Source organism: Pectobacterium carotovorum, assembly GCA_016415585.1.
GTDB classification, from domain to species: Bacteria; Pseudomonadota; Gammaproteobacteria; order Enterobacterales; family Enterobacteriaceae; genus Pectobacterium; species Pectobacterium carotovorum_K.
This window is the reverse complement of record CP066552.1, coordinates 1,760,632-1,781,934: the sequence shown is the minus strand read 5'-3', so window position 1 is coordinate 1,781,934 and position 21,303 is coordinate 1,760,632. Positions and strand designations below refer to the sequence as shown.

The following is a 21,303-nucleotide window of genomic DNA, read 5'->3' as shown; positions in this document are numbered from 1 at the left end:
TACCCCTTACCCGCTGAACGTATTGGCGAACGTCGCGAAGTATTCGTCAGTAAACTCCTGCACCAGATCCAAATGCTCCAATGGCGGAACGGGTGTGTAGTTGTACTTGATGGTTAATTTTCCGGTGCGTAGCGTTTCGCCGGTGTTGGTTTCTTTGTCATACCAACAATTCGCACCCAGTAGACGGCCAGCAGTGACCAGCGCCGTTAACTTGCGGTTGATACCGTCAACAATATCCTTTGCCAGTGAGGGCGTAAGCGGCTTATCAATGTAGAAGAAATGCGCTTCTGCGATGGTGTCTGCGAGGATTTGCGCCGTACGGGTGTAGCTTTCAAACAGGTAGGTTTCACGGTCACAGGTGCGTGATCCCCAAAAGCGAAAGCCGTTCTGCTTAATCAGCGTGGTGATGCCGTTGCTGTTCAGTTCGTCGGCGTCGGTATCGGTTCCCTGTAGCGTGAAATACACATCTTTGCTCAGTCCCAGCACACCGTTTACGGCAACGTTGGATAACACCTTGTGCCAGCCCGTCTCCGCATCAATTTTGGCACGCAGGCCAACCGCGAACGCTGGCGCAGGGACGGTCACATTTTCCCCTTTTGCGGTGTCGTAGGCGATAAAGTCAGGCCAGATCACCATAAGTTCACGTTGGGAGAAGTTTTCACGGTACGTTTTCGCGTCCGCGATAGTTGCGCAGTCATGCGCACTGACATAGGCGAACGCGTTTAGCTTTTCAGCCATTACGGCCAACTGTGCGGCAACGGCTTGAGTGTCCAGCTCAGGCACTGCCAGTACACGCGGACGAACACCAATACGCGCCTCTGCCGACAGCAGCGCATACAGCCCCGTATAGCGCCCGCTGGCATCGGAACCGCCGATCACTAACTGATCTTGCGTCGGTTTAGGTTCATTGCCTTCTGCGAGCGCGTTCGCCGCATCTGCCACACGGATCACTACCGTTTGAGGACTGGCCTGATCGGAAATGCATTTCAGCGTGGTGTGTAGCGTGCCTGTTTTACCCGCTTTGCCCAATACGCTAGCAACGCGGGTTAAAGCGGCAAGCCGTTACCGGTCATCACCATTACGCGCAGTAGCGGGGACAGTCACAGCTTCCGCGTTGCTGACCGCGATGCATACACCGGTGTTACGGCGTACTGGCTGGATCTGAATTTTGGCAAAACCAAAACGACAAAGGTAAAAAATAAACGTAAAACCAGTACGCCAGCTAAAAAGAAAGAACCCGCATCCAGCAGTAAAGAGGGGAATTATCTGAAGGGAACGGAAGGTAATGTTTATGTTATGCGTTCGACGTTTAAAACCGAGCAAGCTGCAAAACGCGCGGCGGCGGCAAAATGGTCGAAATTACAGCGTGGTGCAGCGGAATTCAGTATGACGTTAGCGCGAGGCCGTGCCGACTTATATCCGGAATTACACGCCCGCATGTTTGGGTTTAAAACAGTTATCGATAATGCAGACTGGATAATTACGCGCTGCGTACATGAAATTAGCCAATCAGGATTTACTACATCGCTGGAATTTGAAGTGAAAATAACGGATTGGGCGGCAGACGATAATGATGATTAATGCAACGCCTGTGTATAATGACAGTAACACCAGCCGTTTGAGGGGTTGTCATGGCGATCAAATGTCCAAAGTGCCGCGCAACTGCAAAAACACGTACCAGCGTAGAGCTCAGCCCATTGGTTCGACGTAGCTATCACCAGTGTCAAAATATGATGTGCGGTTACTGCTTTACCAGCATGACACACATTGATGAATCACTGAACGAAACGAAACCCGCACCTGGCGCATATGTCCCCACCAATATCTTTCCCCGCAGCCACAAAGGGGAAAACCAATTGGATTTAGCGTTGTAGATTATTCAATCCTACTTAACAAAAGCGGTTAAATTCTTGGCCGCTTTTTTCATGCCTAAAATCAGTGCTGCCACTCTGCTGCCATTTTGCTGCCACTTGCCTTTTTTCAGGCATAAAAAAACCACCTTTCGGTGGTTGAATTTTATTATGTAACTTCTTGTTTTTATTGAAGTTAAATCAATGGTGCCCGGGGCGGGACTTGAACCCGCACAGCGCGAACGCCGAGGGATTTTAAATCCCTTGTGTCTACCGATTTCACCACCCGGGCTTAAATATTGGAGGCGCGTTCCGGAGTCGAACCGGACTAGACGGATTTGCAATCCGCTACATAACCGCTTTGTTAACGCGCCAAAATATTCAGGTCTTAGTGACCAACATCCGCTATTGCCGATGTTTTAAATTGGAGCGGGAAACGAGACTCGAACTCGCGACCCCGACCTTGGCAAGGTCGTGCTCTACCAACTGAGCTATTCCCGCAACACAGAACTCGCTGATTATCTTAACTTCTTACAAACCAGCGTTGCTGTTGATGCGGTGCATTCTACTGACATGACGCAGTGAGTCAATAAAATTATCAAGCGACCACGTTCGTTTGCTGGTTTTTACGGCGCTTCGATCAAGGTTCAAGCAGATCGTGGCGTGCAGCGTTCAAATATTGAAACATGGACCAGAAAGTCAGTACCGCCGCGATATACAACGCCACCACGCCAACACCTTCGACAATGTGTTCTGGTCGCCATAGCAGAGCAAAAAGCGCCATCATCTGAGCCGTGGTTTTCACCTTTCCTATCCACGACACGGCAACGCTGCTTCTCTTGCCAATTTCAGCCATCCACTCGCGCAAGGCTGAAATGATGATTTCCCGTGCGATCATTGTCGCTGCCGGCAGCGTAATCCACCAGGAATGATAGTATTCCGCAACCAACACCAGTGCGACAGCCACCATCACTTTATCCGCAACAGGATCGAGGAAGGCACCAAAACGCGTGGTCTGTTTCCAGCGGCGGGCAAGGAAACCATCAAACCAATCCGTCACGGCAGCAAACACGAAAATCAACGCGCAGAGCAGCGGTGCCCAGACGAATGGAAGATAAAACGCCAGCACGAAAAACGGAATAAGAGCAACACGAAACAGGGTAAGCAACGTCGGTATATTAAATTGCATAGCGCTTAGGTAACTATCTGGCTGGAGTGGATACTAAGAGTATGTTGCAACATTGTCCCTAGTGTTTCAATGCATGGAAGATTTTTTCTGCCAATGCATTCGAAATTCCAGGAACATTTGCAATCTCCTCAATACTGGCATTCATCAAAGGTTGCAGCCCTCCCATGTATTTCAGCAGGGTTTGACGACGTTTAGGGCCGACACCTTCGATAAGCTCCAGCGTACTGGTATTTCTTACTTTTGCTCTCTTCTTACGATGTCCGCCAATTGCATGATCATGCGAATCATCGCGAATATGCTGGATAACGTGCAATGCGGGAGAATCAGGCGGTAGTGCCATACCCTCGCCCGTCGACTCAAAAAACAGCGTTTCCAGTCCGGCTTTACGATCGCTGCCTTTCGCGACACCAAGTAACAGCGGCTTGTTTTTATCCCATGATACTTGCAACGAGTCAAACACGGCCTGAGCCTGACCGAGCTGCCCTTTCCCGCCATCGATAACAATGACATCCGGTATTTTGCTGTCATCCAGCGCTTTACCATACCGACGTCGGAGGACTTGCGCCATGGCGGCATAATCATCGCCTGGCGTAATGCCACTGATATTATAGCGGCGATATTCCGAACGTAACGGACCGTTGGTATCAAATACTACACAGGATGCCACCGTCTGTTCCCCCATAGTATGACTGATGTCAAAACACTCCATTCGACGGATTTCTGGCAACTGCAAGACTTTGGCTAACGCAGCCAAGCGCTGGTGAATGGTGGACTGTTGAGACAGTTTTGTGACCAGCGCCGTGGCAGCATTTGTCCGCGCCAGTTTTAAATAACGAGCACGATCGCCACGGGGTTTCGTCTGAATCTGTACTTTTCTTCCCGCGACTGCCGTTAGAGACTCCGTCAGCAAATCTTTATCGGGCAGAGTGAAGTCGAGCAAAATTTCTGTAGGAAGCGTTCGGCCTAGGCTCCCTTGCAAATAGAATTGCCCGACAAACGTCTGCACGACTTCCCCCAATTCCGTACCGCCAGGTACTTTGGGGAAATAGCTGCGGCTGCCAAGCACTTTTCCCTGTCGGATGAACAGGACATAAACACAGGCCATGCCAGCATCAAAAGCAACACTGATAACATCCAGATCGTCACCGTCACCAGAAACAAATTGTTTTTCCGTCACCCGCCGGACCGCCTGGATCTGATCGCGAATCCGGGCTGCATCTTCAAAATGCAGATCGCGACTGGCCGCTTCCATCCGGGAAATGAGTTGATTCAATACTTGCTGATCTTTGCCAGACAAAAACAGGCGAACATAGTCAACCTGCTGTTGATAATCCTCTTCGCTCACCAAACCGCTAACGCAAGGCCCGAGGCAGCGGCCAATTTGATATTGCAGGCAGGGGCGAGATCGATTGCGATAGACGCTATTTTCACACTGGCGCACCGGAAACAGTTTTTGCAGCAATATTAGCGTTTCACGTACGGCATTGCCGTTAGGAAACGGGCCAAAATATTCGCCTTTTGCATGCTTAGCGCCGCGGTGAACAGCCAGACGTGGATGAGCATCACCGCTCAGGAAAATCATGGGATAGGATTTATCGTCGCGCAACAAGACGTTATAACGCGGCTGATAAAGCTTGATGTAGTTGTGTTCCAGCAGTAAGGCTTCAGTTTCTGTGTGCGTGATCGTGACATCAATATGCTTGATGCTTTTGACTAATGCCTCGGTTTTACGGCTGGCGACATGACTGCGGAAATAACTGGCAAGTCGTTTTTTTAAGTCTTTTGCCTTACCGACGTAGATGACCGTATTACTGGCGTCATACATCCGGTAGACACCGGGCTGGCTCGTTACCGTTTTTAAAAATGCCGACGCATCGAAACTCTCACTCACTACTTAACAATGTCTCCGCGGTAAAAAGCCCATGCTTGATAGCCAGATGGGTCAGCTCTACGTCGCCGTTGATATTCAGCTTGCTGAACATACGGTAGCGATAGCTGTTCACTGTTTTAGGGCTAAGATTGAGCTGATCTGAAATTTCAGTCACTTTCTGTCCCTTCGTTATCATTAGCATAATCTGTAATTCGCGTTCAGACAAACACTCAAGCGGCGCATCCGTCTGCGGCTCCAACTGACTTAATGCCATCTGTTGAGCAATATCAGAAGCAATATACCGTTTACCTGCATGTACTGCGCGAATGGCGGAGATCACTTCCTGAGGGGCAGCAGCTTTACTCACATATCCCGCGGCACCGGCCTGCATCACTTTAGCGGGCAACGGATTCTCAGTATAAATAGTGAGCATGATGACTTTTATATCTGGCGTAAAACGCAGGATCTTGCGCGTTGCTTCAAGCCCACCGATGCCCGGCATGCTCATGTCCATCAGGACAACGTCCACATCATTGCTTCGGCACCACTTAACTGCATCTTCACCGCAGCATGCCTCACCAACCACTTTCAGACCTTTGATATCGTCAAGAATGCGTCGTATCCCTGCCCGCACCAGTTCATGGTCATCAACAAGAAAAACGCTAATCAAAGAATAATTCTCCAAAAAAGGGAGTAACACTTACATAAAAAATTGCTTGCAGGTGATACTACGTTGGTTTCAAAAAATAATGAACACAGATTTATATGAATATCTATTTTAAAATATGCCGAGAAGGAATAAAGCGCATTCCCGATCATAACAATATATCGTTAACCTGATGGTGAATGTTGATCACACTCTTAACATTTCAAATACGCCACGCAGTATAAACACTCCGCTGGCACAAAATGTATAAAAAACAATGCAAATCAAATGGCATGCAATTGGCTTTACATCTTGAATGTCAATAAAAAGTCACTATTGTAATCAGGATAGTGATTGGAAATTTTATCATCGTCAGCCACTGTATTATACAAATAATATATTCAGTGAAAAACGTCCATAGTGAACATCATATGTATTAAACGAAACACATCTATAGCCTTTACCACAAAAAAACATCTAAAATATAGACGCTATTTTAATAAGTTAAATGCATAAAAAACAGTCACTAAAATGGCTTTATCCGCGAATAATATCAATCCACAATATGCTTTATGTTATACTCCCGTCCATCTGGTTCTGTCTGTAGCGTCAGCGGTAACGCCCGCAGCAGGCGAAGGAAAACATCTTTTTCTTGTTGAGGAGAAAACATGAGCAACGCAGATTTTTCTACTGCCGCATCCGTTGAAACACTAGCCCATGAGGTTACCTGCCTAAAAGCTATGGTTACGCTGTTATTAAAAGCAATCGGCCAGGCGGATGCTGGTAAAGTTATCATCAATATGGAAAGATATATTGCACAATTGGAAGATACTGAGCAAGCGGCTATTTTTGATAATACGATTAAACAGATCAAAACCAGCTACCGTAAATAGCACGATTTGCCACACCGTCATCTCAATAATTTTAGCTGACGGTGTGGTAATATTAGTATTTCCGTTTTCGATTAAAAATAGAGACTCCAGTCTATTTACTTCCGACGCTGATGAGTTTCAAAAGTAGCGCCTCTTCTTTATTTTTATATTGTGTTAATTCCATCACCAACGTTTTATCCAATAACTGTTTTCTGGCAAGTGCTTTTCTCTCATCAACCAGTTCCCTCAGTTCGGTGAAGCATTCATTTATCTTGTACTCTTTCGAGCTTTCAGTACAAATTATCTCATGGATTGCCTGGCTCAGTTCAGATAACGAGATAACCGATTTCGGATCCTGGTGACTTTTTTCTATGACAGCCAGTAATTTTTCGAACCCCATATGAACCTCCGGAATCAAGCAGAAACTTGCTGATGGCTAACCTGGAAACTCCAGCTCTCCTGGCAGATGTAGACACAATCATGCGCATGCTCGTTGTTATATAACGTCAAAGTGGAGTGCTCCACTCCGGTAAGCGTTTCTATCCTCACAGTGAGTTTATCCCGTAGCATCATCTTATTGATATACATCGGCTCTGAAACAGAGGCTACATGTGCCTGAAAGACTCGCCTTGCCAGATATTTGTCCCATTGTACACCTTACAATTTTGTCGATACTTACAGCATGCCTCACTGACGCCGATTAAGATGAGGTGTTCTTTTTATTATTGCACAATAGTAGATCATATATGGGCGTCCCGTGGTGTACAAGTACTGACGTGATAAGGTTTGCTGTCATATATCCGGCGTCTTTTAGGGAAAATTTGTCCGCGCCATGATGTCATCCGCACCCTGTTTCCTTATTACTTGGCCGGTATTTTCTACCTAGATCTACTTCAGGTTATTATAGGGTTGGTTTACCGTTTTCTCATCAGTGCCTGCAAACTCAGGAAATCTTTTACTTTGTGCCGAACTAAATCATTACTTCATCACAAATGCCTTGTCCATATTGAAATCAACCGGTTCAGACAGCAACCGCCAGACAATACGTGTTAACTTATTTGCCAGCGCCACAGTGGCTTTCATTTTTCCCCGTCGCTCAGTGACATGATTAAGCCATCTTCCAAGACGGTCATCCCGCTTTTGGGCACAGCGCATGATCGCTCTGGTGCCATGAATGATCCCGCCAAATCATCTACTTTAGCGATCTTTCGACATACTGATTACATTCCTCTGAGGAGATCGCTATACGGAAAGCATCATTCGCTAAGGCCTGCGCTCATCAGCACTGAATAAGCTGTTGCGAACCACTTTATTAACCCCTAACGTGAGCATTATTCTTCACTCTTTGGGTATTCATTGTTTTGATTGACGAGGGAAAATGGAACGCTTGTTTGTCTACGGGACGCTGCGCCCAGGCCACGAAAATGCCTATATTCTGGAAAACATCGGTGGAGACTGGCTGCCGGGTTACGTGACAGGCACGTTTTATGAGCGTGGCTGGGGCGCTGCCGCAGATTTTCCGGGGATCGTGCTGGATGATCACGGGTCGCGCATCAACGGTTATCTATTTTTATCTGATAATCTCGAAGCGCACTGGCCAATGTTGGATGAATTTGAAGACGGCTACGATCGCGTTGAGGTTGTGGTTACTACAGCGGAAGACCAGCAGGTTACGGCATGGGTTTATCAGTTACAGCCACAGACAGGCCAGTAGCGTTTAGGGTATATAAATCAAATACGCCCATCGCCCTGCCACAGCCAAATTGAAAAATCCCGCTTATGGCAACCTAAGCGGGACGCGAACATCACAACCTCAATGTTGCTTGTTTCCAAACGCCCTAAACAACCGTTATTCATTGCCCCATTGATTCAGGAATGTCGCGATTTCATCAATACGAAACTCGTCAATACCGGCTTCACTGGCCATCTCTTTCTGCGCCTCTTCACTGATTTCTTCATTATTCATTAAGCGGGTAATCAGCAGTTGGAAATAGCGCGCCAGAGCGTCACGTTCTGACTCGCTCACCGGCTTTTCAGATTCCGTCGCATACTCATCCGTGATGTCATAAAATTTAAGTGGTATTTCATTGCTCATACGTCGTCCCCAAGGGTTAAGGTCTATATCTATTGATATTAGCACCTTACCATAAATCATGCAGTTAATGACATCTAACCACATGAATCTAAAACATAAAACAGGTTATTTAATACCGACTACAACCACACCGACTCGAACCATACACCAGGTCATGAAGATGGCTCATGTCTATTGAAATTAAATCACTTTTACTCACTCGATGAGTCTGGCATAAATTGTGCAATACTATAAACAAGATGAAACCTGCAAAATTATAAAACCTGAAAACCTTGGCAAAGCAAGCAATAATTTCAGGTTTTATATCAAGAATTAGGATGCGAGATCGCAATGAATAAGAATTTTACCTTTACGATTAAGAACACGTGTTTCGATGAAAATTATAACCCCTCCGAAAACACGCGTATTACGACCAACTTTGCGAATTTGGCGAGAGGAAAAAATCGCCAGGAGAACTTGCGCAACGCCTTAACGATGATTGACAATCGCTTCAATTCCCTAGCAAGTTGGGATAACCCCAAAGGGGATCGCTATTCTGTCGAACTTGATATCATTTCCGTTGAGGTTGATATAGAAGGCAATGGCGATAGCTTCCCCGTCATTGAAATACTGAAAACCAATATTGTCGATAAAAAAACTAACGAGCGCATTGAAGGTATTGTAGGAAATAACTTCTCCTCCTACGTGCGAGATTATGATTTTAGCGTATTGCTGGCAGATCATAATAAGAATCACCCCGGATTTAGCACCCCAAATAGCTTTGGCGAGTTGCATGGGAATCTATTTAAATGTTTCGTTAATTCAAAGAGTTATAAAGAGGTTTTTAGTAAAGCACCGGTTATATGCCTAAGTGTTTCAAGTAAAAACACCTACCATCGGACTGGAAATCAGCATCCCGTATTAGGTGTCGAATATCAGCAAGATGAATATTCATTGACCGATCAATACTTCCATAAAATGGGGTTGCAGGCTCGTTATTTTATGCCGCCAAATAGTGTCGCGCCTTTGGCTTTCTATTTTTCTGGTGATTTATTGAGTGATTATACGAATCTTGAGCTGATCAGTACCATCAGCACGATGGAGACTTTTCAAAAGATTTACCGACCTGAGATTTACAATGCGAATTCTGCAGCAGGTCTGTGCTATCAGCCAAGCCTGAATCATCAGGATCATTCATTCACTCAAATTGTTTATGATCGAGAAGAACGTAGCCTGTTGGCTATCGAGCAGGGAAAGTTTACTGAGAAAAACTTCATCAAACCATACCAAGCTATTCTTGAGCAATGGTCTGCTAATTACGTTCTTTGATTCACCAAACAAAAGGTCACCGATTATTATGAAAATATTGTTACCCACTTCAACTGCTGGCAGCTTACCGAAACCCTCTTGGCTCGCGCAGCCTGAAACACTTTGGTCACCCTGGAAATTGCAAGGTGAGGAACTGGTTGAGGGCAAACAAGACGCTCTACGTTTGAGCCTGGCAGATCAACAACAGGCAGGTATTGATATTGTCAGTGATGGCGAGCAAACGCGTCAACATTTTGTCACGACGTTTATTGAACACCTCAGCGGTGTTGATTTCGAGAAACGTGAGATCGTTAAAATTCGTAATCGCTATGACGCGAGTGTACCAACAGTCATTGGTGCGGTGGTGCGCCAGAAGCCCGTTTTTGTTGAAGACGCCAAGTTCTTACGTCAGCAAACCACGCAACCAATTAAATGGGCTCTGCCGGGTCCAATGACGATGATCGATACGCTCTATGATAGCCACTATAAAAGTCGCGAAAAACTCGCCTGGGAATTCGCCAAAATTCTTAATCAAGAAGCCAAAGAGTTAGAAGCTGCGGGTGTCGATATTATCCAGTTTGATGAGCCCGCATTTAATGTTTTCTTTGATGAGGTGAATGATTGGGGAATTGCCGCTTTAGAAAGAGCCGTTGAAGGGCTTAAGTGTGAAACTGCGGTGCATATTTGCTATGGCTATGGCATCAAAGCTAATACCGATTGGAAAAAGACGCTGGGATCCGAGTGGCGGCAATATGAAGAAATTTTTCCTAAACTGCAAAAATCGGCTATCGATATCATTTCACTGGAATGTCAGAACTCCCGTGTTCCAATGGATCTTATTGAACTCATTCGCGGTAAAAAAGTGATGGTAGGCGCCATTGACGTGGCAACCAATATCATTGAGACACCAGAGGAAGTCGCCGATACGTTACGAAAAGCGCTTCAATTTGTGGATGCCGACAAACTCTATCCGTCTACCAACTGTGGTATGGCCCCCTTATCTCGTCACGTCGCAAAAGGCAAACTCAATGCGTTAAGTGCGGGTGCGAAAATCGTCCGAAAAGAACTCTTGGCTAAATAACGTCGCCAAGTAGTAAATCACTTGAAGCGAGTTCAGTCCGAATTGAGCGATACATAAGCCTTAATGAAAAGCCCGTAAGGGCTTTTCATCATATACGCATCGGCAAAAACGTTAATTACCACATTAAATCATCAGGCACTTTAAAATCAGCATATGGATCGTCTTCATCCTGCTCTTCCTGACTCAGCGCACTATTTAATACAATACTGTTCGCATCTCGCTGCGCAATTTTATCGGCTACGCTCGCAGGGATAATAACGTATTGATTCTCACCGCTGCTATCAACCACCAAACGAGCGATGGCGAGACGACCGCTAATTAGCTGAGCTTGAGTCAGCTTATCCACCGTTATTTTCTTAATTAAATTATTATCGGTGAAGTTAAAATCAATATCGCCTTTTGAAATATTGATTCTATTCATTTCAATAAGTTGCTTCACCTGAGCTTTATACTCTTTAGATAAAACCGCTTGTTTTTGTTGTTCGCTTAGCTGTTTATCACGCTCAAGCTGTGCTTTTTTATTTTCTTCCACAGCCTCTCTTGCCTCACGAGCCTGAACCCGTGATTTTTTCGCCGTTCTTTGAACTTTGGCCATTCTTTTGCTGGTCACTAATCCAGCTTTTAGCATCTGCTCTTGTAAGGTGAGCTTTGTCATCTTCGTTCCTAAACCCGTGGAATAATTCACAGGATTATACCTGTAATTTTTGAGGCTGCGCCAGATTGCAGGACCCGAACGCGGTGCGGCTTGAGCTTGAAGGCTATCAGAAGCGATGCCGAAATTCTGCTTATGCATGACGCAGGATTTCGGCACGGGGTCAACCCAAATGATTTCAGACCTTGAGCAGTTTCACCGTGGCATCCACGTCTATCTCATCTTCCGAGAAGATTAACGTTGTACCCTGAAAGGTGGTGATCGCCAGTTTTTTCAGCGAGCGCATTTCATCGGGCTTAGTGGCTGCTTTCGGCTTGATGCTATTCATCAATATTCCTACTGACAGCACCGTATTGTCTTTATCAATGTGCGTATCAGCAGGTACTTCTTCGCTGTAAACCACATAAGATCTGATCGACGTGAGCTTGATACGCTCACCGGCGATATAGATGTATTTGCTTTCCGGTAGGACTTTCACAGCATACGCTGACAGCCCCTTGTTATTCGTGGTGGGCTCGAAAGTGACCGCCGCATCTTTCTTAATCAGATCGGGGTTGGCGACCTTAATCACATGAAAATAACGGTTCTCACCGTTTTCATCTTTGATAAATCCAAAGCCCTTATCTTTAAACCAAGTTGTGATCGTTCCGTTCATCGCCATTACCGCCTACGTAATCGTTTATCTACTCAGTTTTTGCAGCGCGCAGTGTAAAGCACAATGCCTGCGCAGACTACGTCTTTGGGTTAAGTCTGGACGATAAATTTCTGGTCTGTGAAAAAACATTCCCGATGCCCATACCCCCAGCACCGGGAAATATCCATTTAGCTGATATCACCACCATTAGTGGCAATCACTTTCTGATACCAGTGGAACGATTTCTTCTTATAGCGGTTGCCGCTGCCGGAGATTGTGTCATCCAGATCGACGTAGATGAAGCCGTAGCGTTTGCTCATCTCGCCGGTAGACATGCTGACCAGATCGATGCAGCCCCACGGGGTATATCCCATCAGTTCGACACCGTCGGCAATCGCGTCTGCCATTGCTTCGATGTGCTGACGCAAATAGTTGATGCGATAGTCATCGGCGATGTAACGATCTTCATCCGGCTTATCCACCGCACCCAACCCGTTTTCGACGATAAACAGCGGTTTTTCGTAGCGGTCATACAGCTGGTTGAGCGCAATTCGCAGCCCTACCGGATCAATTTCCCAGCCCCATTCGCTGGCTTCCAGGAACGGATTGCGCGCCCCGCCCAGCAGGTTGCCGTGGGCTGCTGCCGCATCCGGGTCAGTTTTGTAGGTGGTAGAAGACATGTAATAACTGAAGCCGATATAGTCGACGGTGTGCTGCTTAATCAGCTCCAGATCCCCCGGTTGAATATCCAGCGTGACGCCCAGCGACTGCCACAGGCTTTTCGCGTAGTAGGGATATTTCCCGCCCGCCTGCACGTCCGCGCAGTAAAAGTTAAATGACTGAGTCTCTTTCAGCGCCGCCAACTGATTGATGGGGTTACAGTCATAGGCGTAGTTAGTGGCAAACAGAATCATGCAGCCAATCTGGATCTGCGGATTGGTCTCATGCGCAATTTTCACCGCCAGACTGCTGGCGACAAACTGGTTATGCCACGCCTGAAATTTCGCCTGTGGCTCCAGTGCGCCGGTTTGTACCGTCAGCCCCTGACTCATGATTGGGAAGTGGGCAGCACTATTGATCTCGTTAAAGGTCATCCAGTACTTCACTTTGTGGCCGAAGCGCTCCAGCACCGTGCGTGCAAAGCGCTCGAAGTGACCGATTAACTCGCGGTTTTTCCAGCCGCCGAAGACGGTGGCAAGGTGCAGCGGCATCTCATAGTGAGAGATCGTAATTACGGGCTCAATGCCGTGGGCGATGCAGGTATCAATCACCTGTTCGTAGTGACTCAGCCCCGCTTCATTGGGCTGCTGCTCAACGCCGTTCGGGTAGATGCGCGTCCAGGCAATAGAAAAGCGATAGCATTTGAAGCCCATCTCGGCAAACAGCGCAATATCCTCACGAAAGCGATGATAGTGGTCGATGCCTTTATGGTTAGGATAGGTGTAACTCTGTTCATCCAGCGTGAAGTCAAACGCGTCGGAAGCAACGATGTTTAAACGCGCTTTACCACCGGGAATAGCATCCACAATCGACAACCCTTTGCCGTCGATATTGTAGGCCCCTTCGACCTGATTCGCTGCGGTTGCCCCGCCCCACATAAAGCCGTGCGGAAATCTTTCGCTCATGGCACTTATCCTTTCTCAATGCTGATTCGTTATCGATAATCGCGCGTCCGCCTGATATTGATTGGATTTAGCGCACGCCGAATGGCAGAAATTCTAGAGGAAAAAAGAGGGCATGAACAGAAATAAGAAACCGGTTGCATATCCGATATATGCGGGTCCGCCAGCATAGGGGCATTCGCCACGGACAGCGAATTACGCTTTATTTTTTCACCTTCGGAGGCACCTTTCGCGTGGCTGGCTTACTCGTTTTATCCTGCATCTGGCCTCTTCGGTGCGTGGTTTCAACGAGCTTCCTGAACGTCGGACATTCCATATGCGATGGCGCAGAACAGTCGGCGACGTGCCGCAGCGTGTCACGCAATACCTTCAACTCCTGAATTTGCCGATCGATGTCGTCGGCTTTCTGATGCAGCGCGGCGCGGGGCAAGTCCGGCATCCCATCCTTGTTAAACATGCCAGCGATTTCTTGCAGTGAGAACCCCGCCGATTTCCCCATCGTAATCAACCTAAGTTGCAGCAGCACGTCGGCAGGAAACTGCCGCCGGAGCCCATTCCGAGACACCGACGCAATCAGCCCAATCTCCTCGTAATAACGCAGCGCCGAAGGCTTGATCCCACTCTTCTCCGCGATTTCGCCTATATCCAGAAATTTCATGCTTGACCTCAAGTCGACTTTAATTCGTAGCATGCTCTGGAACCCACATTCTGACAAGGATAAAAAATGACAATTAACCAACCGGACGAACCAGATCAGGCCAAACCGGGGATCACCCTCACACTGGCGCTCGCAATACTGTCAGCCTCGCTGGGGACAAGCATTGCCAATATTGCCCTTCCGACGCTGACAGCGGTATTTTCAGCGCCCTTCGCGCAGGTGCAGGCCGTGGTGATCGCCTATCTTGCAGCCATGGCACTTTCAGTTGTGATCGCGGGTCGCCTTGGCGATCGCTATGGGCTGAAGCCCGTGTTCATCACTGGTCTTGGGCTCTTCGCCATCGCTTCGCTACTATGCGCCATTGCCCCCCAACTGTGGCAACTTATCGCGGCAAGAGCATTTCAGGGGATCAGTGCGGCCTTTCTGATGACGCTCGGCATGGCACTGCTGAGGCAGACAGCTGGGGAGAAGCATGCCGGGCGAGCAATGGGGATAGTGGGAACAGTATCCGCACTGGGTACTGCGCTTGGCCCTTCTGTTGGGGGATTCCTGCTTGCAATAGCGGGATGGCGTAGCCTGTTCTGGATACAGATCCCACTGGTCACGATCGTTCTGTTCATGGCCTTTACTCTACTGCCAGCCACGCCGGTGAAGGAAAAAGCGTCGCTCTCAGGGGGATTGTCGTTATGGAACACTACGCTGTTGCCGAATCTCACAATCAATGCGGCCGTCACTGCCGTTATTATGACGACGTTAATCGTTGGCCCCTACTATCTTGGCCTGGGTCTTGGACTGAAGGAAACGCTGGTGGGACTGGTGATGGCCATTGGCCCTGCCGTTGCGACCTTTAGCGGGATTCCATCAGGGCGATTGGTTGATACCTGGGGGTTTAGACGGGCTCTCACCGCTGGGCTCTCTCTCGTGGTTACCGGCACCTTTATGCTGGCGATCCTGCCCAATCTGCTCGGCGTCACGGGATACATTCTTGCCATTATTGTCCTGACGCCGGGCTACCAGCTCTTTCAGGCGGCCAACAACACCGCCACCCTTGCCGAGGTTCCCGGAAACCAGCGCGGTACCATTTCTGGCCTGCTCAACCTGTCGCGCAATATTGGGTTGATCGCCGGTGCCTCGATCATGGGGCAGGTTTTCGCTTTAGGGGTCGGCACGGAAGATTTTACCCATGCTGCACCCGCTGCCCTCGCGAATGGCATGCAGCTCACCTTCTTTCTGGCTGGCGGTATGGTGCTTGTCGCCATCGCATTTACCCGACTACCAAAGTGGAAACAGGCCACCCGATAACAGATCAGACATGCACCTTTTGAATTCGGGGCGACAGCGCCCCTTTCCCGGTATAAATCACCGCTGATTTATGAGCATCATTCATAACGTCTATCCAGTCGCGCACGATTATCACGGGGCGTAATCCCAGTAAGATAATCCAAAGAATATAAAACCAAATGGACAGATATGACTCAAATTCAGACGCGCCCAGAAAAAACGTCAGGGCTATTTTTTATTGCCATTCTCAGTGCACTGATGGCGTTTACCTCTTTATCGACAGACATTTATTTACCGGCTATGCCCATCATGGCGAAGGATTTGCAGGGGAATGCAGAGCTAACCATCACTGGCTTTTTAATCGGCTTTTGCATCGCACAGCTGATTTGGGGACCGTTAAGCGATCATCTGGGCCGCCGAATACCGCTGTTTATTGGTATGGTTCTGTTTATCATCGGCTCCGTCGGCTGCGCCCTGTCTACAGATATGCCGCAGATCGTTTTTTGGCGTATCTTTCAGGCGCTGGGAGCATGTACAGGCCCGATGCTGGCTCGTGCGATGATTCGCGACCTCTTTAGCCGTACTCGCGCAGCGCAAATGCTCTCAACGCTCATGATCGTGATGGCGATTGCGCCGATTGCCGGGCCGCTACTCGGCGGGCAATTGATCAACGTGACATCATGGCACGCCATTTTTTGGCTGCTGACGGTGATTGGCATCGCTATGCTGATTTCATTACGCTGGCTGCCCGAAACGCTTCCCGCAGACAGGCGAGTGAAAGCGTCGTTGCCCAGCGCCTTTCGCAACTATTACGCGCTGCTGACGAACGCGAACTTCATGCGTTTCACCTTATGCCTGACGTTCTATTATGTTGCCGCCTACGCCTTTATTACCGGTTCGGCCTTTGTCTACATCACCTACTTCGGTATCGATCCACAGCATTACGGCTGGCTATTTGCGCTGAATATCGTCGGTGTTATGGGCATGAGCGTGGTAAACCGTCATCTGGTTCAGCGCTACTCGCTAGAAAGACTGCTTAAATTTGCCGTGCTGATCGCAGCCGCCGCATCGTTCATTCTGGCTATAGGTACGAAACTGCATATCGGGGGAATAATTCTGATTGTGGTCTCGGTGTTCGTGTTCTTTTCGATGAACGGCATCATCGCCGCAACGTCAACAGCCGCCGCACTTGATGCGGTGCCAAACATGGCCGGTTCTGCGTCAGCATTAATAGGGGCGCTACAGTACGGCAGCGGCATTATCTCCTCCTTGCTGCTTGCGCTACTGAGCGATGGGACGCCGTGGACAATGGCGTGGATCATCGCCTTGTTTACCGCAGCCAGCGCGGTAATCGCACTCACCACACCAGTCACGAAGACAGCCAGTTAGCGAGTAACACATTAAACTTGTCCATCATCGGAACGATAAGGAACCTGACACCAGAGAACCGATGGAGAAAGCCACTCGTTATTGAATGCGATCAGGAAAGAAAAACGACCGAAACGGTCACCCACTGGTTAGATACGCTCCAAACCGGCTGATTTGGACGAGTAATGAATTAGAAACAATGCGACTACATTCACGCTGGAGCAATACTGTAGACGTATTTCATCCGGTGCTAATTCCTGGTGCCATCTTTATAAATTGTCCATCGAATAGCTGATCGAACATGAACGTCGCTACTTCTTCCCGCGATAACATCATGGTGTGTTTGGTCTTACCATAAAGCCCCACGTTGAGGTAACTCGACGCAGGATTATTATTAAGAAAAGCGACGCGGACCAACGTCCAATCTAATTCCGAGGCGCGGATTGTTTTTGCGAGAGCAATAATGTCCTGATAAGCGCTCGCCATCATTATTTTGATCAACCATGCAGGCAACCGAATTCTCCAGTCCGAACCGTCGTCTGGGTCAGCCGCCGTTCCGGTCGATATAGCAATCAGGCGGGTGACATTTTCCTGTTTCATCACCGTAATAATGGATTGCATCGCTTGGGTAATCGGTAACGCTTTAGGGTGCTTGAATGCGGTTGGGCCAAGCGCGGACAACACAGCATCTGCGCCCTGAATAGCGTCTTTTAACGCTTCTTTGTCCGTGAATTCACCGCGAATAACGCGGACGTTTGAATCTTCAAATAAAGAACCTGTGCGCGCAAATATCGTCAGTTCAATTCCACGTTTAAGGCCTTCGGCGATTAAATAACGCCCTGTCTTCCCCGTCGCGCCGAACAATGTCACTTTCATGTTGCACCTTTATGTATTTATCAAAATGAATAACCAAGATGTGAAATGTCAAAAAACAAGGCTGCCATCGGCAGGTAAGCGAGTCAGTAATAACCGACGGCTTACCAGACTCAGACGCTTCAGTGCGCGCTCCCCTGTCCGCTGAACGTCAGGTGTTGCCACGCGATAACGCCGCCATAGGGCGAAGAAGTGTCGTGCGCTGTATTTTGGGTGGCAAATGAAACGAGCAAAAAGACCAGCCCCAGTCCTGCGGGTAATGCGCCGCTAGGTTTGCGCACGCCAATATGCGCAATAGCCGAAAGAAGCAGATGAAAGAACATGCCCGCATAGGCCAGATCGCTGAGCGGCACGCTAATGCGGGAGAGGATGGTAGCGACAGCGAGGAGCTTCACTGTGGTGAGGATCGGCACAAGATAACCGGGATAACCAAAGTTAATTATCGTCTGGCGGACCCACTCTCTTTTGGTGAGGTATATCGTCGCGGAGGCGATATACAGCAGTGACAACAGTGCGGTACTGACCCAGTAAATGTAGTGTGCTTGCATGACATTTCCTTAAGCGTGTTTACCAATGTTGGCGCAGAATGTCTGCTAACATGAATTACCGCAAGTAGGATGAAATAATGATGGTTAGTATGGAAAACAAGACTAATGGCACCCCTGAGATCAACATGCACGAGGAAATGCGCCGGGCATTTGGGCTGCTGGCAGGCAAGTGGAAACTAGAAATTATGTGGTTGCTCAATCAACGGATTTATCGCTTCGGAGAACTCCGAAAAGCAATTCCCGGCATTACTCAACACATGCTGACGGCCCAACTGCGCGAGCTGGAAACGGATGGTCTGGTATCTCGCACCGTTTTCGCGGAAGTGCCTCCACGTGTCGAGTATGAAATTACGCCGAAAGCACGCGGGCTTGGGCCAACGATGCAAGCATTAACAGCGTGGTGGATGGAATACGGCCAAACGGTGCCCGTCAAATCTGCTGCGCGGGGACGCACAGCCAGGCCAAAATCGCAGGGAAAGTAATAATTTTAGCGCCCTTTACTGCTGGCGAGAGGCTGTCTTGACCAGCTCAGACAATACGGTGGTTGCCTCGTCTAAGCGCTCAGGGACGAGTTTGTAGAACACCCAGTTTTTGATGCGTTTCGATGTGACAATCCCGGCTTTCGAAAGATATTGCAGATGACCGGTGACGGTCGGCTGGCTCAGGCCGATCTTCTCAGTGATAAACCCAACACACACTCCGTCCTTAACCAGATCCCCGTCCTGCTGTTTCGGGAAGTGTGCACGGGGATCCGCCAGCCATTCCAGAATGATAAGCCGCTGTTCATTGCCGAGCGCTCGCAGCAAGTCGGCCGTTGTCGTTGCCTGCTTGTTCATATAGCCAAATACCTATATAATCATTTCCATATACAGTTGATAGGAGAATACTATGACAAGCAAACACCAAAGGGCAACCGACTCTGTAACGCTGAAGGACATTTACGCCGCCTCTCAGCAGATCAAAGCAACAATACGCAGAACACCGCTAGACCACTCGCAGGAATTATCCGCTCTTGTTGGTGCAGAAATTCGACTCAAAATGGAAAATCTTCAGCAGACCGGTAGCTTTAAGCTGCGTGGCGCGGCAAACGTTCTTGCCAATCTGGATGCAGAACAGCGCCGCGTTGGCGTCATCGCCCCAACGGCAGGAAACCACGGGTTAGGGCTCGCCTATGCCGGGCAGGTCGCGGGCATCCCCGTAACCATCTTTTTACCACGCGCGGCAGATCCCATGAAGGTCGCAGCCATGAAAGGCTGTGGTGCGCGTATTACGTTCTTTGATGACATCGAAGACGCGCGGCAGGCGGCGATAGTGGCTGCACAACAGTCTGGTGCCACCTTCGTTTCGGCCTACGATAACCCACATATGATTGCGGGTGGTGGCACCGTCGGTCTTGAGATTATGGAAGACTGGATGGATGCGGAGATCATCCTGGTGAATATCGGCGGCGGCGGACTGGTCTCAGGGATTGCGACAGCAGCCAAGGCAATCAACCCCGCTATCGAAGTGTGGGGCATACAGAGTGAAGCGAGCCCAACGTTCGCTCGCTGGAAAGAAGCGGGTGAAGCGATTCCCGTCGATCTGGCCCCCTCCATCGCCGAGGGTGTGAGTGGCTATATAGAGCCCAGCGCGATGACCTGGCCGCTGGTTCGTGATCGCGTCGATCGCGTGTTCACCGTCTCTGAAGACGAAATCAAAGCCGCGATGCTGTCAATGCTCGATCTGCATCGCCACGTTGTCGAGCCTTCAGGGGTACCTGCCGTCGCGGGAGCCATTCGCTACGCGAAGGAGATTGGCGGACGCAAAACCGCCTGCGTCGTCACCGGCAGGAATATTTCGAGTTCACGCTATCTCACGCTACTTAATGAGGCGACAGCCGACGTAAACCGGTAGAACAAGCACCTCTTTGCTGGGTAACCTGCGGAGGCGTTACAGCATAAATTCGTAATGCGAGCCGTCCGGTAGTTCAACATCAAGACGTAGCTTACTGCCAGTCGCTTCGACATAGCGTTTAAGCGTGGAAAGTTTCAGATCGCGACCGGGTTTCTCCATTACCGCCACGGTCGGCTGTTTTAACCCAAGCACCTGCGCCATTTCTACTTGCGTTTTTTGCACCCTCTCACGCAGTTCGGCGAGATGAATGTTGAGCAGCATCTCTGTCGCTATAGCGTGAGCATCGACCACGACCTCTGGCTTTTCATCCGCAAGAAGCTGTTCCAGTGTTCTGCCCATAGCATTACTCCCTCTTCTCTGATTTTTTCAGATAATTTGTTAACTCCCGCTCAGCAAACGGGAGCATCTCATCGTAAAAGCGCTTTTCATTACCGGACTTATTGCCCGCGCAGAGCAGGATCCCTGTACGATGTGGGTCGAAGGCAAAAAATGCCCGTATCGGCGTTCCTCGGCTCTGAATACGCAGCTCTTTCATGTTGCTATAGCGAGAACCTTTAACCGTATCGGCATAAGGTCTGGATAACATTGGACCTTTTTCCCGCAACACGATAAGTGCTGCAAGCACGCAAGCTCGATCCCTATCGTTTAAGGCGCTGAACCAGCTATCAAACACGTCCGTCGTTTCAATTCTCCACACAAATCCCCCTTATAAATATAGATCAAACCCTATATAGATGAAAGGCTATAATTCAGATTATGAAGCGACAGCAGAAGATATGCACAGGCCAGTGAGAGAAATCGGAAGGTGAATTCCAATACTTCTATGCAGATGAAATAGCATTGCCAGCACCGTGCGAGCAAGGTCGCACGGTGCGGTGATATTT

General features: G+C 48.7%; 23 protein-coding genes, 3 tRNA genes and 2 pseudogenes. 10 read left to right on the top strand and 18 right to left on the bottom strand.

Annotation, left to right across the window (positions count from 1 at the left end; all coding sequences use genetic code 11):
- Window positions 1–6: 6 nt before the first annotated feature.
- Window positions 7–1,050: pseudogene (locus JFY74_07905) on the bottom strand (phage tail sheath subtilisin-like domain-containing protein).
- Between JFY74_07905 and JFY74_07900 the strand changes: the two are divergent.
- Together JFY74_07900 and JFY74_07895 are read left to right on the top strand one after the other, a co-directional pair.
- Window positions 1,051–1,581 (top strand): annotated as a pseudogene (locus JFY74_07900) (phage late control D family protein). It abuts the pseudogene before it with no gap.
- 50 nt (window positions 1,582–1,631) lie between these two features.
- Window positions 1,632–1,874: an ogr/Delta-like zinc finger family protein gene (locus JFY74_07895; GenBank protein QQG29940.1), complete on the top strand. Its 243-nt coding sequence runs from the start codon at window positions 1,632–1,634 to the stop codon at window positions 1,872–1,874.
- Window positions 1,875–2,055: 181 nt separating this feature from the next.
- Here JFY74_07895 and JFY74_07890 read toward each other — a convergent pair.
- The 6 genes from JFY74_07890 to uvrY all read right to left on the bottom strand — a co-directional run bounded on the left by JFY74_07890 (window position 2,056) and on the right by uvrY (window position 5,579).
- Window positions 2,056–2,142: transfer RNA gene (locus JFY74_07890), tRNA-Leu, on the bottom strand.
- 8 nt (window positions 2,143–2,150) lie between these two features.
- Window positions 2,151–2,224 (bottom strand) — tRNA-Cys (locus JFY74_07885).
- A gap of 51 nt (window positions 2,225–2,275) precedes the next feature.
- A tRNA-Gly gene (locus tag JFY74_07880) sits at window positions 2,276–2,351 on the bottom strand.
- 139 nt (window positions 2,352–2,490) lie between these two features.
- Window positions 2,491–3,039, bottom strand: a complete 549-nt coding sequence (gene pgsA / locus JFY74_07875) for a CDP-diacylglycerol--glycerol-3-phosphate 3-phosphatidyltransferase (GenBank protein QQG29939.1) — start codon at window positions 3,037–3,039, stop codon at window positions 2,491–2,493.
- A 58-nt stretch (window positions 3,040–3,097) separates the two neighbouring features.
- Window positions 3,098–4,930: an excinuclease ABC subunit UvrC gene (uvrC, locus tag JFY74_07870; protein QQG29938.1), complete on the bottom strand. Its 1,833-nt coding sequence runs from the start codon at window positions 4,928–4,930 to the stop codon at window positions 3,098–3,100.
- Window positions 4,923–5,579, bottom strand: a complete 657-nt coding sequence (uvrY, locus tag JFY74_07865) for a UvrY/SirA/GacA family response regulator transcription factor (GenBank protein QQG29937.1) — start codon at window positions 5,577–5,579, stop codon at window positions 4,923–4,925. Before uvrY ends, uvrC begins: the two co-directional genes overlap by 8 nt.
- A 644-nt stretch (window positions 5,580–6,223) precedes the next feature.
- On the opposite strand from uvrY, the gene JFY74_07860 reads away from it, so the two are divergent.
- Window positions 6,224–6,448 carry a DUF2594 family protein gene (locus tag JFY74_07860; protein QQG29936.1) on the top strand — a complete coding sequence of 75 codons (225 nt, stop codon included), beginning with the start codon at window positions 6,224–6,226 and terminating at the stop codon, window positions 6,446–6,448.
- A gap of 91 nt (window positions 6,449–6,539) precedes the next feature.
- Here JFY74_07860 and JFY74_07855 read toward each other — a convergent pair whose 3' ends face one another.
- Window positions 6,540–6,827 carry a hypothetical protein gene (locus JFY74_07855; GenBank protein QQG29935.1) on the bottom strand — a complete coding sequence of 96 codons (288 nt, stop codon included), beginning with the start codon at window positions 6,825–6,827 and terminating at the stop codon, window positions 6,540–6,542.
- Between the two features lie 978 nt (window positions 6,828–7,805).
- Between JFY74_07855 and JFY74_07850 the strand changes: the two genes are divergently transcribed.
- Window positions 7,806–8,141, top strand: a complete 336-nt coding sequence (locus tag JFY74_07850) for a gamma-glutamylcyclotransferase (GenBank protein ID QQG29934.1) — start codon at window positions 7,806–7,808, stop codon at window positions 8,139–8,141.
- 135 nt (window positions 8,142–8,276) lie between these two features.
- Here the strand turns inward: JFY74_07850 and JFY74_07845 are convergent, their stop codons facing one another.
- Window positions 8,277–8,522, bottom strand: coding sequence for a YmjA family protein (locus tag JFY74_07845; GenBank protein ID QQG29933.1), 246 nt, complete (start codon window positions 8,520–8,522; stop codon window positions 8,277–8,279).
- Window positions 8,523–8,852: 330 nt separating this feature from the next.
- On the opposite strand from JFY74_07845, the gene JFY74_07840 reads away from it, so the two are divergent.
- Both JFY74_07840 and JFY74_07835 read left to right on the top strand, forming a co-directional pair.
- On the top strand, window positions 8,853–9,830 hold the full coding sequence (locus JFY74_07840) for a DUF1852 domain-containing protein (GenBank protein ID QQG29932.1): 978 nt from the start codon (window positions 8,853–8,855) through the stop codon (window positions 9,828–9,830).
- Between the two features lie 28 nt (window positions 9,831–9,858).
- On the top strand, window positions 9,859–10,890 hold the full coding sequence (locus JFY74_07835; protein ID QQG29931.1) for a methionine synthase: 1,032 nt from the start codon (window positions 9,859–9,861) through the stop codon (window positions 10,888–10,890).
- A 115-nt stretch (window positions 10,891–11,005) separates the two neighbouring features.
- On the opposite strand, the gene JFY74_07830 is transcribed toward JFY74_07835, so the two are convergent.
- The 4 genes from JFY74_07830 to JFY74_07815 all read right to left on the bottom strand — a co-directional run bounded on the left by JFY74_07830 (window position 11,006) and on the right by JFY74_07815 (window position 14,456).
- Complete coding sequence (locus tag JFY74_07830; GenBank protein QQG30480.1) at window positions 11,006–11,545, bottom strand: DUF2058 domain-containing protein; 540 nt, start codon at window positions 11,543–11,545, stop codon at window positions 11,006–11,008.
- Between the two features lie 175 nt (window positions 11,546–11,720).
- The gene (locus JFY74_07825) at window positions 11,721–12,203 is read right to left on the bottom strand and encodes a cold shock domain-containing protein (protein QQG29930.1); all 483 of its coding nucleotides are present in this window, start codon (window positions 12,201–12,203) and stop codon (window positions 11,721–11,723) included.
- Between the two features lie 161 nt (window positions 12,204–12,364).
- A complete protein-coding gene (locus JFY74_07820) occupies window positions 12,365–13,801 on the bottom strand; it encodes a family 1 glycosylhydrolase (protein ID QQG29929.1) in 1,437 nt (478 codons plus the stop codon).
- 199 nt (window positions 13,802–14,000) lie between these two features.
- Window positions 14,001–14,456 (bottom strand): helix-turn-helix domain-containing protein, encoded by a 456-nt coding sequence (locus JFY74_07815; GenBank protein QQG29928.1) that lies wholly within the window; start codon window positions 14,454–14,456, stop codon window positions 14,001–14,003.
- A gap of 66 nt (window positions 14,457–14,522) precedes the next feature.
- On the opposite strand from JFY74_07815, the gene JFY74_07810 reads away from it, so the two are divergent.
- Window positions 14,523–15,758, top strand: a complete 1,236-nt coding sequence (locus JFY74_07810) for an MFS transporter (protein ID QQG29927.1) — start codon at window positions 14,523–14,525, stop codon at window positions 15,756–15,758.
- 168 nt (window positions 15,759–15,926) lie between these two features.
- The gene (locus JFY74_07805; protein ID QQG29926.1) at window positions 15,927–17,126 is read left to right on the top strand and encodes a multidrug effflux MFS transporter; all 1,200 of its coding nucleotides are present in this window, start codon (window positions 15,927–15,929) and stop codon (window positions 17,124–17,126) included.
- 219 nt (window positions 17,127–17,345) lie between these two features.
- On the opposite strand, the gene JFY74_07800 is transcribed toward JFY74_07805, so the two are convergent.
- A complete protein-coding gene (locus tag JFY74_07800) occupies window positions 17,346–17,981 on the bottom strand; it encodes an NAD(P)H-binding protein (GenBank protein QQG29925.1) in 636 nt (211 codons plus the stop codon).
- Between the two features lie 119 nt (window positions 17,982–18,100).
- Window positions 18,101–18,526, bottom strand: coding sequence for a DoxX family protein (locus JFY74_07795; protein QQG29924.1), 426 nt, complete (start codon window positions 18,524–18,526; stop codon window positions 18,101–18,103).
- 77 nt (window positions 18,527–18,603) lie between these two features.
- Here JFY74_07795 and JFY74_07790 point away from each other — a divergent pair, with 77 nt between their 5' ends.
- A complete protein-coding gene (locus tag JFY74_07790) occupies window positions 18,604–19,008 on the top strand; it encodes a helix-turn-helix transcriptional regulator (protein ID QQG29923.1) in 405 nt (134 codons plus the stop codon).
- Between the two features lie 15 nt (window positions 19,009–19,023).
- Here the strand turns inward: JFY74_07790 and JFY74_07785 are convergent, their stop codons facing one another.
- Window positions 19,024–19,362, bottom strand: coding sequence for a helix-turn-helix transcriptional regulator (locus JFY74_07785; protein QQG29922.1), 339 nt, complete (start codon window positions 19,360–19,362; stop codon window positions 19,024–19,026).
- 52 nt (window positions 19,363–19,414) lie between these two features.
- Here JFY74_07785 and JFY74_07780 point away from each other — a divergent pair, with 52 nt between their 5' ends.
- Entirely contained in the window at window positions 19,415–20,419 is a 1,005-nt protein-coding gene (locus tag JFY74_07780) for a threonine/serine dehydratase (GenBank protein ID QQG29921.1), read from the top strand.
- Between the two features lie 36 nt (window positions 20,420–20,455).
- On the opposite strand, the gene JFY74_07775 is transcribed toward JFY74_07780, so the two are convergent.
- Both JFY74_07775 and JFY74_07770 read right to left on the bottom strand, forming a co-directional pair.
- Window positions 20,456–20,758 carry a helix-turn-helix transcriptional regulator gene (locus JFY74_07775; GenBank protein QQG29920.1) on the bottom strand — a complete coding sequence of 101 codons (303 nt, stop codon included), beginning with the start codon at window positions 20,756–20,758 and terminating at the stop codon, window positions 20,456–20,458.
- Window positions 20,759–20,762: 4 nt separating this feature from the next.
- Complete coding sequence (locus tag JFY74_07770; GenBank protein ID QQG29919.1) at window positions 20,763–21,116, bottom strand: type II toxin-antitoxin system RelE/ParE family toxin; 354 nt, start codon at window positions 21,114–21,116, stop codon at window positions 20,763–20,765.
- Between the last annotated feature and the right edge of the window lie 187 nt (window positions 21,117–21,303).